General features: G+C 63.4%; 17 protein-coding genes. 11 read left to right on the top strand and 6 right to left on the bottom strand.

Annotated elements, in window-relative coordinates:
* Positions 1-139: 139 nt before the first annotated feature.
* Complete coding sequence (locus AB1A62_RS05895) at positions 140-628, bottom strand: peroxiredoxin (protein ID WP_366660599.1); 489 nt, start codon at positions 626-628, stop codon at positions 140-142.
* A gap of 95 nt (positions 629-723) precedes the next feature.
* Here AB1A62_RS05895 and AB1A62_RS05890 point away from each other — a divergent pair, with 95 nt between their 5' ends.
* From AB1A62_RS05890 to AB1A62_RS05875, 4 genes are all read left to right on the top strand, one after another.
* Positions 724-1,935 (top strand): FAD-dependent oxidoreductase, encoded by a 1,212-nt coding sequence (locus tag AB1A62_RS05890; RefSeq protein ID WP_366660598.1) that lies wholly within the window; start codon positions 724-726, stop codon positions 1,933-1,935.
* On the top strand, positions 1,932-2,492 hold the full coding sequence (rsmD, locus tag AB1A62_RS05885) for a 16S rRNA (guanine(966)-N(2))-methyltransferase RsmD (RefSeq protein WP_366660597.1): 561 nt from the start codon (positions 1,932-1,934) through the stop codon (positions 2,490-2,492). The genes AB1A62_RS05890 and rsmD overlap by 4 nt, the downstream gene beginning before the upstream one ends.
* A gap of 122 nt (positions 2,493-2,614) precedes the next feature.
* Positions 2,615-3,277, top strand: coding sequence for an HAD family phosphatase (locus AB1A62_RS05880; protein ID WP_366660596.1), 663 nt, complete (start codon positions 2,615-2,617; stop codon positions 3,275-3,277).
* Positions 3,278-3,301: 24 nt separating this feature from the next.
* On the top strand, positions 3,302-3,493 hold the full coding sequence (locus tag AB1A62_RS05875) for a hypothetical protein (protein ID WP_366660595.1): 192 nt from the start codon (positions 3,302-3,304) through the stop codon (positions 3,491-3,493).
* Positions 3,494-3,602: 109 nt separating this feature from the next.
* Here the strand turns inward: AB1A62_RS05875 and map are convergent, their stop codons facing one another.
* Positions 3,603-4,412 (bottom strand): type I methionyl aminopeptidase, encoded by an 810-nt coding sequence (gene map, locus AB1A62_RS05870; RefSeq protein WP_366660594.1) that lies wholly within the window; start codon positions 4,410-4,412, stop codon positions 3,603-3,605.
* Between the two features lie 144 nt (positions 4,413-4,556).
* On the opposite strand from map, the gene AB1A62_RS05865 reads away from it, so the two are divergent.
* Positions 4,557-5,456 (top strand): mechanosensitive ion channel family protein, encoded by a 900-nt coding sequence (locus AB1A62_RS05865; RefSeq protein WP_366660593.1) that lies wholly within the window; start codon positions 4,557-4,559, stop codon positions 5,454-5,456.
* Between the two features lie 21 nt (positions 5,457-5,477).
* On the opposite strand, the gene sfsA is transcribed toward AB1A62_RS05865, so the two are convergent.
* Positions 5,478-6,179 carry a DNA/RNA nuclease SfsA gene (gene sfsA, locus AB1A62_RS05860; RefSeq protein WP_366660592.1) on the bottom strand — a complete coding sequence of 234 codons (702 nt, stop codon included), beginning with the start codon at positions 6,177-6,179 and terminating at the stop codon, positions 5,478-5,480.
* Between the two features lie 39 nt (positions 6,180-6,218).
* Positions 6,219-6,974, bottom strand: a complete 756-nt coding sequence (locus AB1A62_RS05855) for an SDR family oxidoreductase (RefSeq protein WP_366660591.1) — start codon at positions 6,972-6,974, stop codon at positions 6,219-6,221.
* A 97-nt stretch (positions 6,975-7,071) separates the two neighbouring features.
* On the opposite strand from AB1A62_RS05855, the gene AB1A62_RS05850 reads away from it, so the two are divergent.
* The 5 genes from AB1A62_RS05850 (at position 7,072) to AB1A62_RS05830 (ending at position 10,633) form a co-directional block, all read left to right on the top strand.
* Positions 7,072-7,608: a TetR/AcrR family transcriptional regulator gene (locus AB1A62_RS05850; RefSeq protein WP_366660590.1), complete on the top strand. Its 537-nt coding sequence runs from the start codon at positions 7,072-7,074 to the stop codon at positions 7,606-7,608.
* A gap of 64 nt (positions 7,609-7,672) precedes the next feature.
* On the top strand, positions 7,673-8,404 hold the full coding sequence (locus AB1A62_RS05845; RefSeq protein ID WP_366660589.1) for a molybdopterin-binding protein: 732 nt from the start codon (positions 7,673-7,675) through the stop codon (positions 8,402-8,404).
* On the top strand, positions 8,401-9,126 hold the full coding sequence (locus tag AB1A62_RS05840; RefSeq protein WP_366660588.1) for a GNAT family N-acetyltransferase: 726 nt from the start codon (positions 8,401-8,403) through the stop codon (positions 9,124-9,126). Before AB1A62_RS05845 ends, AB1A62_RS05840 begins: the two co-directional genes overlap by 4 nt.
* A gap of 5 nt (positions 9,127-9,131) precedes the next feature.
* Positions 9,132-9,704 (top strand): peroxidase-related enzyme, encoded by a 573-nt coding sequence (locus AB1A62_RS05835; RefSeq protein WP_366660587.1) that lies wholly within the window; start codon positions 9,132-9,134, stop codon positions 9,702-9,704.
* A 41-nt stretch (positions 9,705-9,745) separates the two neighbouring features.
* The gene (locus tag AB1A62_RS05830; protein WP_366660586.1) at positions 9,746-10,633 is read left to right on the top strand and encodes an OmpA family protein; all 888 of its coding nucleotides are present in this window, start codon (positions 9,746-9,748) and stop codon (positions 10,631-10,633) included.
* Between the two features lie 145 nt (positions 10,634-10,778).
* On the opposite strand, the gene AB1A62_RS05825 is transcribed toward AB1A62_RS05830, so the two are convergent.
* Entirely contained in the window at positions 10,779-11,702 is a 924-nt protein-coding gene (locus AB1A62_RS05825) for a helix-turn-helix domain-containing protein (RefSeq protein ID WP_366660585.1), read from the bottom strand.
* 95 nt (positions 11,703-11,797) lie between these two features.
* On the opposite strand from AB1A62_RS05825, the gene AB1A62_RS05820 reads away from it, so the two are divergent.
* The gene (locus AB1A62_RS05820; protein ID WP_366660584.1) at positions 11,798-12,589 is read left to right on the top strand and encodes a class II aldolase/adducin family protein; all 792 of its coding nucleotides are present in this window, start codon (positions 11,798-11,800) and stop codon (positions 12,587-12,589) included.
* A gap of 281 nt (positions 12,590-12,870) precedes the next feature.
* Here the strand turns inward: AB1A62_RS05820 and AB1A62_RS05815 are convergent, their stop codons facing one another.
* On the bottom strand, positions 12,871-13,782 hold the full coding sequence (locus AB1A62_RS05815) for a LysR family transcriptional regulator (protein WP_366660583.1): 912 nt from the start codon (positions 13,780-13,782) through the stop codon (positions 12,871-12,873).
* Positions 13,783-13,796 lie beyond the last annotated feature (14 nt).

Genomic DNA, 13,796 nt, shown 5'->3' with positions numbered 1-13,796 from the left:
GCCTGAAAATAGGTCATCTTTTCTGTCTAAATGTTTCGCGCGCGAAACATTCCGGCAGCAGTGCTGACCTTGTTTTTCGCGAAATATTAAGGGTTTGTGGAGGTGGCCGCTTGAACAGGCGGCCACTGCAATTTCAGGCTCAGCCCATGGCTTCCAGCAGGCCTTCGCCGGCCGAGAGCTCGCACTGGCCGGGGTTTTCTTCCTTGTTGAGGATCTTCACCTCGCCGTCCTCCACCAGCATTGCATAGCGAAGCGAGCGGCCGATCAGGCCGGCGGAGGGCACGTCCAGGCGCATCTCGATCGCTTCGGTAAAGGTGCATTCGGCATCCGACAGCATGGTGATTCCGGCTTCAGTGGCACCGGTGTTGTCGCCCCAGATCGACATCACGAAAGGATCATTGCCAGCCAGGCACATGATTTCATCGACGCCTTTGGCGGCGAACTGGTCCTTGGTGCGGATAAAGCTGGGCACATGGGCGGAATGGCAGGTGCTGGTAAAGGCGCCCGGAACCGCGAAGATCACGACTTTGCGCCCCTTCAGCTTGCTCGACAGCTGAACCTGCTCCGGCCCGTTGTCCCCGATCCGCGTCAGCACGGCGTCCGGCAGTTGGTCTCCAACAGAAATCATCGCACGTTCCTCTTTCTCCTGATTGCGTTTTGGGGCCCCGCGTATATAGGGTCCGTTGAAAGCGTGACGGGAACTATTGCGGGAGGCAAGGGAATATGTCCCACATCGTCGTGATTGGAGCGGGGCAGGCGGGGTCCTCGCTAGTAGCAAAACTGCGCAAGGACGGGTTTGACGGGGAGATCACCCTGATCGGCGCGGAGGAGGCGCTGCCCTATCAGCGGCCGCCGCTGTCCAAGGCGTATCTGCTAGGCGAGATGGAAGTGGAACGGCTGTTCCTGCGGCCGGAGAGCTTCTATGCCGAGAACAACATCACCCTGAAGCTGGGCCAGCGCGTCACCGGGATCGATCCGGCGGCCAAGACGGTGTCGCTGGGCGATGAGGTGGTCTCCTACGACCAGCTGGCACTGACCACCGGGTCCGACCCGCGCCGCCTGCCGGCCGCGATTGGCGGCGATCTGGACGGTGTTTATGTGGTGCGCGGGCTGACCGACGTGGACGCGATGGCGCCCAGCGTGACCGAAGGCAAGCGCGCGCTGATTGTCGGCGGCGGTTACATCGGCCTGGAGGCGGCAGCCGTCTGCGCCAAGCGCGGCGTGCAGGTCACCCTGGTGGAAATGGCAGACCGGATCCTGCAGCGTGTTGCGGCGCCGGAGACCTCTGACTTCTTCCGGAAGCTGCATTCCAGCCATGGTGTGGACATCCGCGAGGGCGTCGGCCTGGAGCGGCTGGACGGCGAGGGCGGCAAGGTCACCCGCGCCATTCTGAGCGGCGGTGAAGTTCTGGACGTGGATTTTGTCGTGGTTGGCGTTGGCATCACGCCCTCGTCGCAGCTGGCGGAGATCGCCGGTCTGGAACTGGAAAACGGTATCAAGGTGGACGCCAAGGGCTGCACCTCCGATCCGTCTATCTGGGCGGCGGGAGATTGCGCCTCCTTCCCGTTCCAGGGCAACCGGATCCGGCTGGAAAGCGTGCCCAATGCCATCGATCAGGCGGAAGTCGTGGCACAGAACATGCTGGGTGCGGACAAAGACTATATCGCAACGCCCTGGTTCTGGTCGGATCAATACGATGTCAAACTGCAGATTGCGGGCCTGAACACGGGTTACGACAATGTGGTCACCCGTCAGGGCGAGGGGAGCCAGGTCTCTTTCTGGTACTACAAGGGCGACCAGCTGGTGGCGGTGGACGCGATGAACGACCCGCGCGCCTATATGGTGGCCAAGCGGCTGATCGATGCGGGCAAGACCGCTGACAAGGCGGTTGCCGGCGATCCTGCCGCGGATCTGAAACCGCTGCTTAAGGCGTGAGGATCATTGCAGGAGACTACCGCGGCCGGGCCTTGGCCGCGGTGGGCAAGGGGGACGCGGGCGCCCATCTGCGTCCCACCACCGACAGGGTGCGCGAAAGCCTGTTCAATGTGCTGATGCACACCGGTGCCGTTCCCGGCGCCCGGGTGCTGGACCTGTTTGCAGGCACCGGCGCGCTGGGTCTGGAAGCGCTGTCGCGCGGCGCGGCGGAAGTTCTGTTCGTCGATGACGGGCGTGTGTCCGGCGGCCTGATCCGCAAGAACATCGCCATCTGCCGGGCGGAAGACCGCTGCACCCTTGCGCGCCGTGACGCGCTGAAGCTGGGACAGAACCCGGATGCGCCGTATGATCTGATCTTCCTCGATCCGCCTTATGGCAAGGGGCTGGGGGAGAAGGCGCTGGCGGCGGCGGTGGCCGGCGGCTGGGTTGCGGATGATGCCCTGGTGGTCTGGGAGGAAAGCGCGCCGATGGCCGCGCCGGACGGGTTTGAGCTGCAAGACAGCCGCAAGTACGGCGATACCCATATCGCCCTGATGTGGCGGGATGTTTCCAGCTGAATCAGACCAGGCAAGGGATTTCTCGTTGCCGGTTTGCCGCGCTGCCAGTGCTGTTCTAAACAAGGACAAGCCGCTCGCCTGCGCGGCGCAGGCGCTGTCTTTTCCGCGATGGAGAGGGATTTATGCCCAAAACGTTCCCGACCCCGAAACTGGTGATCTTAGACTGCGACGGCGTGCTGGTGGACAGTGAGCCGGTTTCGAACCAGGCGATGGCGAAAAACCTGACACTCCGCGGACTGCCGCTGACTGCGGAGCAGTCGATGGCGCATTTTGTCGGCTGCACAATGGCCGGCGTGATGCAGCAGGCCCGCAGCATGGGCGCCGATCTGCCGGACAATTGGATCGAAGAAATCTACGCCGAAATTTTTGCGAGGCTGAGACAAGGGGTTCCTCTGATGCAGGGCATTCCCGCGTTGCTGGCGCGGCTGGATGCCCATGGCATCCCGGTTTGCGTGGCGTCCAATGGCAGCGAAGAGAAGATGCGGATCACCCTAGGCCAGAACGGTCTTTGGGAGCGCTTCCACCCGCATGCAATGTTCTCGGCCCATGCGCTGGGAGTGGCCAAGCCGGAGCCGGGACTGTTTTTGGCCGCTGCCAGCCATTTCGGGGTACAGGCGCGCGACTCCCTTGTGATCGAGGACAGCGGCAGCGGTGTCACCGCCGCCGTGCGTGCCGGAATGCGCTGCCTTGGTTATGCGCCGAAAGGCGGCGGCAGGGCACTTGCCGCGCTCGGAGCGGAAGTGTTCAGCGACATGGCAGAGGTGCCGGCGCTTTTGTCGATCTGAGGCCTCTGTGCTATCTTTCAAGGCATGGAACAGACAATGCACAGCCCGTTCCTGCCACCTGTGACCAAGGCCGAAGCCGGGACAAAACCCAAGCCGAAACCAGCCCGGACACCGCTATTCATTCAGGATGCGGTGACACCGTGGGGGGGCGGCACCCTGCTTCTGGCCTTGTGGCGCATACAGGAAGCTGAGCGGCAGGACGGCTCCGGCTCCTGACAGGATCGGTCCATCATACCGGCTGAAAGCACCCCTTGGGCTGTGAGCTGGGGCGCCAAAGGCTCATGCCCAGATGGCGGCGGGCTGTCCCGGCTTCAGCCTTGGGGATTTACCCGTAGGTTGGGTGGAATTTTCCAGCCGGGGACAGGGTGAAAATGTCGGCCCCGTCTGCGGTTACCCCGATCGAATGCTCGAACTGCGCTGACAGCGACTTGTCGCGGGTGACCGCGGTCCACTCATCGGCTAGGATCTTGGTCTCGGGGCGGCCCAGGTTGATCATCGGCTCGATGGTGAAGAACATGCCTTCCTCCAGCACCGGGCCGGTGCCGGGGCGCCCGTAGTGCAGCACGTTCGGCGGCGCGTGGAACACGGTGCCCAGTCCGTGGCCGCAGAAGTCGCGCACGACGCTCATCCGCTGGGCCTCGGCATAGGTCTGGATGGCATGGCCGATGTCGCCGAAGGTGTTGCCGGGCTTCACCGCCTCGATCCCCTTCATCAGCGAATCATGGGTGACCTGAATGAGCCGCTCCGCCTTGCGGCTGAGCTTGCCTGCGACGAACATCCGCGAGGTATCGCCGAACCAGCCGTCGACGATCACTGTCACGTCAATATTGAGGATATCGCCGTCCTTGAGCTTCTTGTCGCCGGGGATGCCGTGGCAGACCACATGGTTCACCGAGATGCAGCTGGCGTGCTGATAGCCCTTGTAGCCGATGGTGGCGGATTTTGCGCCCGCGTCCTCAACCATTTGGGTGATGATGCGGTCTATTTCGCCGGTGGACTGACCGGGGAACACATGGGCTGCGATATCGTCCAGAATGCGCGCGGCAAGCGCACCCGCCTTGTGCATGCCGGCATAGTCGCCGGCTTCATGAATGCGGATGCCGTCCTTGGTAGTGCGGCCGTCTTTCGATCTCATCACGCAGAGCTCCATCACGTTCTTTGCGTAGCTATGTAAGGGGTTCCGCCGAAAAGGGCCAGAGCGGGGTTGCGGGAACTTTTCCCGCTCCGGTGCGTTTCCCTGGCAGCAGAATTGAATTGGCAGCAAGGGGATCACAGCGGCATGGAAAGCTTCAACAGCCTGATGCAAACCGAAATCTACGACGGAAGATCGCTGGCGGATCTGGTCACGCTGGAATTCCTGGCGCAGGCGTTGGGCAGTGTGCTGGCCGCGGTGGTCATTTTGCTGGCGGGCTTCATCGTTGCAGGCTGGGTCAAGCGGCGGATCGTGCAGCTGGGTGACACCAATGCCAGGCTGGATGTGACCCTGTTTCATTTCCTCGGCAACCTGGCCCGCTATGTCATCCTCGCCTTTGCGGCCTTGTTTGTGCTCAACACTTTTGGCGTCAAGACCACCTCCATCGTGGCAGCGATCGGTGCGGCCGGCCTGGCAATCGGCCTGGCGATGCAGGGGGCGCTGTCGAATGTGGCGGCAGGCGTGATGATCATCCTGTTCCGCCCGTTCAAGCTGGGCGACTTCATCGAAGTGAATGATGAGATGGGCACGGTGCATGAAATCACCCTGAACAACACGGTGATTGCCAGCCTTTCGAACCTGAAGGTGATCATCCCGAATTCGGAAGTCTGGGGCAATACGATCAAAAACTACTCTTCCTTCGATACGCGCCGGGCCGAGTGGACTTTTGGTGTCGGCTATGGTGCCAACCTGGCTACCGCCGAGCGGGTGATCCGCGATACGATCATGGGCGACAGCCGGTCGCACAACGACCCGGAGCCGTTCATCCAGGTCAATGAGCTGAACAGCAGCTCTGTCGACTTCCTGGTGCGTGTCTGGGTCGATGCGGGGGAGTACTTCCAGTATCAGGCCGACATGAAGCGCAAGGTGAAGGAAGCGCTGGATGAGGCTGGAGTCGATATTCCGTTCCCGACCCGCACGCTGATCCAGGCCAAGCCGGAGCACGAGGAGGGGGCCTCGGAGAAACAGGTGGATCAGGCAGCCTGAGCCGCTGCCCGGCCCGGGCCGTTAGTCTGGCTTGAGCGGTCCGGCGACCTCGACCCCCTGTGGGGTGATCCGTGTGCCCAGCACCAGCTTCTCCACCCCGGCGGCCTGGGCGCTGGCAAAGGCATCTGCGTAGGCCGGGTCGATATCGGAGGCCAGCTGGAAGCGGTCGCAGTCGGTGCGCTGAACCAGGTAGAGCATGATTGCGCGGTGGCCTTGCGCCACCATTCTGGCCAGTTCCCCCAGGTGCTTGGTGCCGCGGGCTGTGACACTGTCGGGAAACTCTGCCAGCCCCGGTTCGCGCGACAGGGTCACGCTCTTCACTTCAACATAGCAATCGGCCAGGCCGACCTGCTGCAGCAGGAAGTCGATGCGGCTTTTCTCACCGTATTTCACTTCGGGGCGCACGGTCTTGTAGGCGGCGAGTTCCGGAACTTCCCCCGCTTCCAGCGCGGCACGCAAGGCGCGGTTCGGCACCGAAGTGTCTACGCCGGTGAAATGGCCGTCCGCGTGCTCCACCAGCCGCCAGCCGAATTTCAGCTTCTTCTTGGGGTCGTCATTGGGTTCCAGCCAGACCTTCATGCCCGGCTCGGCCAGCCCCATCATGCTGCCGGGGTTGGCACAATGGGCGGTGATTTCCCGGCCGTCCTCCAGCCGGCAATCGGCCAGGAAGCGTTTGTAGCGGCGGATCAGGGTAGCGGGGATCAGGGGCTGGGCAAAGTTCATGGCGAGATGACTATCCCAGCCCAGCCCGGCGGCAAAGCCTTAGTTGCGCCCGGCCATGACACCGCCGTCTACATCCCAAATGGCGCCGGTCACCCAGGCGGCCTGATCCGACAGCAGGTGGAGCACGGTGGCGGCAATGTCAGCCGGGCGGCCGACGCGGCCAATCGGGTGGAAGGCGTCGAAGCCGCTGGTCAGCGTATCCTCGATCTGCGCCGGATCGATGAAGGCGCCGTAGATCGGGGTGACCACCACCGCGGGGGCAACCGCGTTCACCCGGATGCCGTGATCGGCCAACTCCATTGCCAGGTGCTGCGTCAGGGCGTGCAAGCCGGCCTTGGCCATGGAGTAAGCTGAACTGGGGGTCGCTTTGATGGCTTGCTTGGCCCACATGGAGCCGATGTTGACGATGGCACCGCCGCCGTTGCGCTGCATGTTGGTTGCAACGGCCTGAGTCAGGAAGAACGTGGCGCGGTTCAGCCCCATGTAACGGTCGTAGTCTTCGAGCCCGTGTTCAAGGAAAGGTTTGGGAGCAAAAACGCCGGCAGCATTGACCAGCTTGCTGATGTAGCGGCTGTCTGCCTTCAGTATTGCCGCCAGAGCTTCAACAGCTGCGAAATCCATCAGGTCGATCTGCCGGGCGTCGGCGAGGGTCCCGAGCTCAGCCTTGGCGGCCTCAAGCTTGGCGGCAGACGAGCCCAGCAGGGTGACATGTTGTCCCGATTTCACCAGCTGGCGGGCGGTTTCCAGACCCATTCCCGAGGATCCGCCGATGATCAGTGCGGTTTCAGTCGTCATAGCGATTCTCCTATCTATCAGTAGGTAGATAAATGTGGATTGTGCCGCCTGCCGTCAAGACCTATCGGTAGGTAGGTAGACAGATGAGGGGGTGAACATGGCAAAGCCGGACACCGCGGAACGCATTCTGGACATTGCGGAGAAGGCCGCGCGCACAGGTGGCTACAACGCCTTCAGCTTCCGTGAAATTGCTGCGGAAATCGGTATCAAATCAGCCTCTGTCCACTACCATTTCCCGACCAAGGAAGCCTTGGGGGAAGCTTTGGCGGAGCGGTATTCTGGCAACTTTTTCAAAGTCTTGGGTGATCCCCAAGGAGCGGAGCCTGCGGAATTGCTCAAGCGCTATGTTGCAGCTTATGGCGCGGCTCTGAAACAGGACGGGCTGATGTGCCTGTGCGGCGTCTTCGGAGCCGAGATTGCCGATTTGCCGCCACCGGTGGCCAGGGCAACGCGGGCTTTTTTTGAGCGCAACCTGGACTGGCTGCGGCAGGTTCATTGCCGTCAGGGGATGGCGCCGGAGCAAGCCGAAAAGGCTGCCGCGCATATGATTGCGGCCCTGGAAGGCGCGATGATACTGGCCCGCGCGATGGGGGATGCGGCGCTGTTCGACGCTGCGGTTGCGAGGCTTTCCTAGTCGCTTTGGCCCTTGTGCCGCCCCGCCGGCAGGGTATTTTCACGCTCAGCCAAGGGAGATGCTTATGTCCGCAACGCCTAACCCTACTGCCGCCATGCTGGTCATCGGGGATGAAATCCTTTCGGGCCGCACCCGCGATGCCAATATGCATTTTCTGGCGGGGGAGCTGACCAAACACGGCATCGATTTGAAGGAAGCCCGCGTTGTCAGCGACGATGAGGCGGCGATCATCGCCGCCGTGCAGGCGCTCTCGGGTGCTTATGACCATGTGTTCACCAGCGGCGGCATCGGGCCGACACATGATGACATCACTGCCGATTGCATCGCCCTGGCGTTTGACGCGCATCTGGATGTGCGCGACGACGCCCGGGCGATCCTGCAGGCGCATTACGATACCCAGGGGCTGGTGATGAACGAGGCGCGGCTGCGGATGGCCCGCATTCCGAATGGCGCGGTGCTGATCGACAACCCGGTCTCGGCGGCGCCGGGGTTCACCATCGGCAATGTGCATGTGATGGCGGGGGTGCCGATGATTTTCCAGGCGATGGTGGCGAGCGTGATGCCGACCCTGACCGGCGGCAGGCCGGTGCTGTCGCAGACCCTGCGGGTGCTGCGCGGCGAGGGTGAGATTGCCGGACCGCTGCGCGCCTTGGCTGAGGCCTATGGCGATCTGTCGGTGGGCTGCTACCCGTTCCAGAAGGACGGCGCGTTCGGCGCCAATATCGTGATCCGCGGCACAGATGGCGTGCGGATCGACGCGGCGATGACCGAGCTGGCAAAGGAGCTGGAGCAGTGACCACCGATCCCCGTTATTACGCCGTGACCGAAGCGACCTGGCCGCCTGCGTCCCTGCGCGAGCTTGGTCCCGTTACCCTGCGCGAAGGGAAAGGCGGCGGCAGCCGGGTGTCGGCGGCAACGGTTTCCGGCCCGGTTGCAGACGCGGAGATCACGGCCGCGGAAGAAGCGATGCGCGCCATGGGGCAGGACTGCCTGTTCATGATCCGCGACGGCGAGGCGGAGCTGGACGCGCAGCTGGAGGCGCGGGGTTACGCGGTGAAGGACCCGGTCAACCTGTGGACCTGCCCGGCGGAGCGGCTGACAGATATTCCGGTGCCCCGTGTCACTGCTTTCTGCGTCTGGGAGCCGCTGGCAATCCAGCGCGAGATCTGGGCGCAAGGGGGCATCGGGCCGGAGCGGCTGGCTGTTATGCAGCGGGTGCAGGGGCCCAAGACCGGGCTGCTGGGGCGCCACAGGGACAAACCGGCCGGTGCCGGTTTCGTGGCCATTCACGACGGGGTGGCGATGGTCCACGCACTGGAAATCCTGCCGCATCAGCGCCGCGCCGGCATGGGCGCCTGGATGATGCGCCAAGCGGCGTTCTGGGCGCTGGAGAACGGCGCCGGCGAACTGGCGGTGCTTTGCACGAAACGTAACGAGGGCGCAAACGGGCTTTACGCTTCCCTCGGCATGGACTGTGTTGGACAGTACCACTACCGGATTATGCAACAAGGCGATTGACCGCGATGAGTGACCAGACCCAGCCCACAGCCCTCGACCTGCCGATGGTGGACCCGCTGCCGCCGGAAACGCAGAAGTACTTCGATATCTGTGTCGAGAAACTGGGCTTTGTGCCGAATGTGCTGAAGGCAAATGCCTTTGACATCGACAAGCTCAATGCCTTCACGGCGATGTACAATGACCTCATGCTGGCGGACAGCGGTCTCAGCAAGCTGGAGCGGGAGATGATCGCGGTGGTGGTTTCCTCGATCAACCGTTGTTTTTATTGCCTGGTGGCCCATGGCGCCGCGGTGCGGCAGCTGTCCGGCGATCCGCAGCTGGGCGAGATGCTGGTGATGAACTACCGGGTGGCGCCGCTGGATGCGCGGCAGCGGGCGATGCTGGATTTTGCGGCCAGGATGACCACGGCGAGCGCGGAGATTGAGGAGGCCGACCGGCAAGCTTTGCGTGATGCAGGTTTCAGCGACCGGGACATCTGGGACATCGCCAATGTCGCCGGTTTCTTCAACATGTCGAACCGGGTGGCCAGCGCCACCGCCATGGTGCCCAACCCGGAATATCACAGCCAGTGCCGTTAAGACCTCTGATTGCAGCGGCTGCGGCGGTGTTCCTGTCTGGGATGCTGAGTGCAGCGGAGCTCACCCTGCCGGCCAATGCAACTGGGATTTCCGAGCGGGCGACAGCGCTCGGCGTGTATCAGCTGCCCATTGGCCCGGAAGACGCGGACAAGGTTCCGTCAGAGCGGTTCGAGGGGCAGATCACCCGCCGCACCTGGCGGGCGGACGGGCAGAGCACGGTGCTGCAAATCCTGGCGCCCCTGCGGGACCAGCTGGTGGAGCAGGGCTATGAGGTGCGGCTGGACTGCGCGGCGCGCGATTGCGGCGGTTTCGGTTTCCGGTTCGGGATCGAGGTGGTGCCCACGCCGGACATGATGGTGGATATCTCCCGCTATCACTTCCTGTCTGCAATCAGGGGGGGAGAGGCGGTCTCTGTCCTGGTGTCGCGGGCAGGCGGGGCGGCCTTTATACAGGTGATAAGCGTTCGGCCGCCGGATACTGCGCCGGCCGTGGTAAAACCTGTTGTTCAGGCGCAGGCAGACCCGGTGCAGGAGACGACGGACCCGGGGCGGCCGGTGGAACTGGCCAAGGTGCTGGAAGTGCGCGGCCATGCAGTGCTGACTGATCTGGTTTTTGACAGCGGCTCCACCCGGCTTCGTGAAGGGCGTTACGGCAGCCTGGCGGAGCTGGCAGCGTATCTGGCCGCCAATCCGCAGTACCGGCTGCTGCTGGTGGGGCACACCGACATGGTGGGGTCACAGGCGCAGAACGCGGATATTTCCCAACGCCGGGCGCAATCGGTTAAGGAACGGCTGGTAGAGGCCTACGCGGCCGACGAGGCGCGCATCGATACTGCGGGTGCCGGGTTTCTGGCGCCGATTGCCAGCAATCTGAACCCGGAAGGCCGTGAGGCCAACCGGCGGGTCGAGGCGGTGCTGCTCGCCAACTGACAGCGGGCAAGAAGATACAGTCGAACCTTCCCGCCCCTGCTGGTGCCTTTGTGCTGCCAAACCTCCTGACCTAACGGGCGTGGTGGAGTTTCCCTGTGCGGGTGAGGAGGGGGAGGCTTTCGGTGAGGATTCGCCCGGCAGGCTCTCAGCCACGGCGCATATCGCGCGGGCTGCGCTGGTACATAGCTTTGAACTGGCGGGAGAACCCCGGCAGCGAGGCAAATCCGGTGGCCAGTGCCACCTCAGTGACCGGCATGACGGTGCTGAGAAGCAGTTCGCGGGCCCGCTGAAGGCGTATCTGCAGATAAGTCTCCTGGGGTGTCATGCCCAGCCCGCGTTTGCAGCGCAGGCGCAGCGCTTTCAGGCTGAGGCCGAGCCGCTTGGCAATGTTTGGCAGTGCCAGGGGGTCTTGCAAGTTGTCCAGCATCAGCTGCTGCATCTTCCCCAGCACCGGGTCGGCTGAGGGCTGCAGCCGCTGGTGCACCTCCGGCGGACGGATGGAGCCATGCGCCATGTCCTCCGAGGTGGCGGCCGCCAGCCCGTCCGGGCCGGTGGCGGAAACCCAGGCCAGCATTGCGTCGCCCGTGGCGGTGCCGCCCACGGCGGTCAGCCTGCGGCGGCCGAAACAGTAGATCCGGTCGCTGACGGCAATATCGGGCCAGCGCTCGCGAAAGCCCGCCTCGGCTTCGTGGTGCAGCACCGCTTCATGCCCGTCCAGATAGCCCAGCTGGGCCAGCACCACGGTGCCGGTGTCAATGCCGCCCAGCGTGGCGCCAGCGCTCCCGGCCCGTGCAAGATAGGCGCGTAGCCCCTGCGGCAGGTGTCGCAAGGGATCGTAGCCGGCGCAAAGCAGCACCAGATCGGGCGGTTCGCCGAGGTCCCAGCCGCTGCGGTCCGGCGCGGCCAGCCGTCCGCTGGAGGCAGGCACCGGCGCCTGAGTGACGCTGAGCGTCTCCCATGTGTACAGCGGGCGCCCGGCATTCTTGTTGGCAATGCGCAGGGTTTCAGCGGCCAGCACATAGGCCAGCATCTGGAACTCAGGAAACAGGATGAAGCTCACCTTCGGCATGGCAGGAAGTTATATACAAGAATCGGGCGTTTCCATGCAAATGACGCAGGTTTCCAGCAGCTAGGGTTTTTCCAGTCACAGGAAAGGAAACGCCAATGACCGTCATGACCCCGACCCCGCTGCAGGGCCGCCCGGCGAATTGCTCGGACGCCGAATGGGAGGCCCGCTGCGAGCTGGCCGCGATCTACAACGCGCTGGTGAAATACCGGCTGACCGATCAGACCAACCAGTGGCACGCGATCCGGGTGCCCGGAGAGGATGCTCTGATCACTCATCACTATGGCTGGATGCATGAGGAAGTGACCGCGTCGAACCTGATCAAGGTTGGCTTCGACCGGGTGAACCACAATCCGGAAAACGGCGAGCCGAATCCCTCAGCCACCGAGATCGGCAAGCTGTTCTTCGAGGCGGAGGCGGAGAAAAACTGCATCATGCATATCCATACCAAGGCAATCATGGGGGTGTCGGCCCAGGCCGGCGGGGTGGGGCCTTACAGCCAGGCCTATCTGATGATCGGCGGCGGCGATGTGCTGGGCTACACCGACTATGAGTTCGAATGCACCGATGATTTCCTGACCGGGCTGCTGGATGCAGGCCGCGGCAAGAAGGCGGTGGTCGAGGCATGGCATGGTGCCTTTGTGTTCGGGGCGACAGCGGGGGAGGCATTCTTCCGCTCCTTTTACCTGGATCAGGCCTGCGCGGTGCAGCTGGAGGTGCAGAAGGCGGCAGCCTGTCCGGGCGTCGAGGTCCGTACCATCCCGGAGAGAGAGCAGCAGCGGCACTTGCGCGACATGGCGGCAAGTGATTGGTACGGCTATGAAGGCGAGCTGGAGTGGCATGCCATCCGCCGCCGTCTGGATGCCGAAGCGCCGCATTACAAAAACTGAACCTGGGGTTAGCAGCCGTCCGGGGGGCTCCCGCGCCTTGGCCGCGGCATCACAGATGCCGCCGAAAGTCTTGGGCCCGGCGCCGTGCCTGCGCACGGCGTGCGCCGCGTAGCGGCGCCTAGCCCAACGGGTCCGGGTCAATCTGTGATTGGCTCGGGACGGGCGGGAGCCTTCCTATCCGCTTGTGGCACCCGCCGTTGCAGGTTTCAAAAAAGCCCCCGCGAGTGACGCGGGGGCAGGTCTTCGAGGGATGTCTTGGCCCGGTTTTCCGTTGAACCGGTTCAGGTTTTCCATTCGGACGGGTCGCGGTCGGCAAAGGCCGCCACCAGGAAATCGATGAAGGCCCGCACCTTGGGCTGTGTGAACTTGCCAGGTGGGTAGACGGCATAGATGCCCTGGGTTTCCACCGGCAGGCTGGGCATCACATCCTCGACCAGTCCTTCCTCCATGGCTTCGGCATAAAGGTAGCTAGGCAGGTAGGCGATGCCGAGACCGGAGATGGCCGCATTCAGCAGAGACTGGCCGTCATTGACCGACAGCCAGCCGGAGGTGCGCACCTGGCGTTTTTCGCCTGACGGCGCGGTGATCTTCCAGACGTTGCCGCTGGACTGGCTGGAGTAGTGCAGCAGCTTGTGGCTGTTCAGCTCGTCGATCTTCTGCGGACGGCCGTATTTCTCCAGGTATTCCGGTGAGGCGATCATCCGTTTGGTGGTCTCGGTCAGCTTGCGGGCGCGCAGGGAGCTGTCTTCCAGCTCGCCGATCCGCACGGCCATGTCGAAGCCCTCGGAGATCAGTTCCACATAGCGGTTGTTCAGCACCATGTTGACTGTGATATCCGGGAAATCGCGCAGAAAATCCGACAGCACTGGCGACAGGTGGTTCACGCCGAAATCGGTGGCGACAGAGATCCGCAACAGACCCGAAGGTGCTGACTGCATCGAGGTGACCAGCGCGTCCGCCTCGCCTGCGTCATTCAGCACCCGGCGGGCGCGGTCGTAATAGGCGAGGCCGATCTCGGTCGGGGAAACCCGGCGGGTGGTGCGGTTCAGCAGTCTTGCGCCCAGGCGGGCCTCCAGGCTGGAGACATGTTTGGAGACGGCCGATTTGGAAATCCCCATCTTGCGTGCCGCATCGGTGAAGCCGCCCTGGTCCACCACATTGGCAAAGGCCTCCATTTCCATCAGTCGGTCCATATTCACCCATCCTA

This window comes from Leisingera sp. JC11, from assembly GCF_040704725.1.
Lineage (GTDB): Bacteria > Pseudomonadota > Alphaproteobacteria > Rhodobacterales > Rhodobacteraceae > Leisingera.
The sequence above is the reverse complement of the archived record's forward strand: the minus strand, read 5'-3'. Positions and strand labels throughout refer to the sequence as shown.

What these genes read in the sequence shown, in the direction of transcription:
- AB1A62_RS05895 (WP_366660599.1), bottom strand. Translation starts at nt 628, where the DNA reads ATGATTTCTGTTGGAGACCAACTGCCGGACGCCGTGCTGACGCGGATC.
- AB1A62_RS05890 (WP_366660598.1), top strand. Translation starts at nt 724, where the DNA reads ATGTCCCACATCGTCGTGATTGGAGCGGGGCAGGCGGGGTCCTCGCTA.
- AB1A62_RS05880 (WP_366660596.1), top strand. Translation starts at nt 2,615, where the DNA reads ATGCCCAAAACGTTCCCGACCCCGAAACTGGTGATCTTAGACTGCGAC.
- AB1A62_RS05875 (WP_366660595.1), top strand. Translation starts at nt 3,302, where the DNA reads ATGGAACAGACAATGCACAGCCCGTTCCTGCCACCTGTGACCAAGGCC.
- map (WP_366660594.1), bottom strand. Translation starts at nt 4,412, where the DNA reads ATGAGATCGAAAGACGGCCGCACTACCAAGGACGGCATCCGCATTCAT.
- AB1A62_RS05865 (WP_366660593.1), top strand. Translation starts at nt 4,557, where the DNA reads ATGGAAAGCTTCAACAGCCTGATGCAAACCGAAATCTACGACGGAAGA.
- sfsA (WP_366660592.1), bottom strand. Translation starts at nt 6,179, where the DNA reads ATGAACTTTGCCCAGCCCCTGATCCCCGCTACCCTGATCCGCCGCTAC.
- AB1A62_RS05855 (WP_366660591.1), bottom strand. Translation starts at nt 6,974, where the DNA reads ATGACGACTGAAACCGCACTGATCATCGGCGGATCCTCGGGAATGGGT.
- AB1A62_RS05850 (WP_366660590.1), top strand. Translation starts at nt 7,072, where the DNA reads ATGGCAAAGCCGGACACCGCGGAACGCATTCTGGACATTGCGGAGAAG.
- AB1A62_RS05845 (WP_366660589.1), top strand. Translation starts at nt 7,673, where the DNA reads ATGTCCGCAACGCCTAACCCTACTGCCGCCATGCTGGTCATCGGGGAT.
- AB1A62_RS05835 (WP_366660587.1), top strand. Translation starts at nt 9,132, where the DNA reads ATGAGTGACCAGACCCAGCCCACAGCCCTCGACCTGCCGATGGTGGAC.
- AB1A62_RS05830 (WP_366660586.1), top strand. Translation starts at nt 9,746, where the DNA reads ATGCTGAGTGCAGCGGAGCTCACCCTGCCGGCCAATGCAACTGGGATT.
- AB1A62_RS05825 (WP_366660585.1), bottom strand. Translation starts at nt 11,702, where the DNA reads ATGCCGAAGGTGAGCTTCATCCTGTTTCCTGAGTTCCAGATGCTGGCC.
- AB1A62_RS05820 (WP_366660584.1), top strand. Translation starts at nt 11,798, where the DNA reads ATGACCGTCATGACCCCGACCCCGCTGCAGGGCCGCCCGGCGAATTGC.
- AB1A62_RS05815 (WP_366660583.1), bottom strand. Translation starts at nt 13,782, where the DNA reads ATGGACCGACTGATGGAAATGGAGGCCTTTGCCAATGTGGTGGACCAG.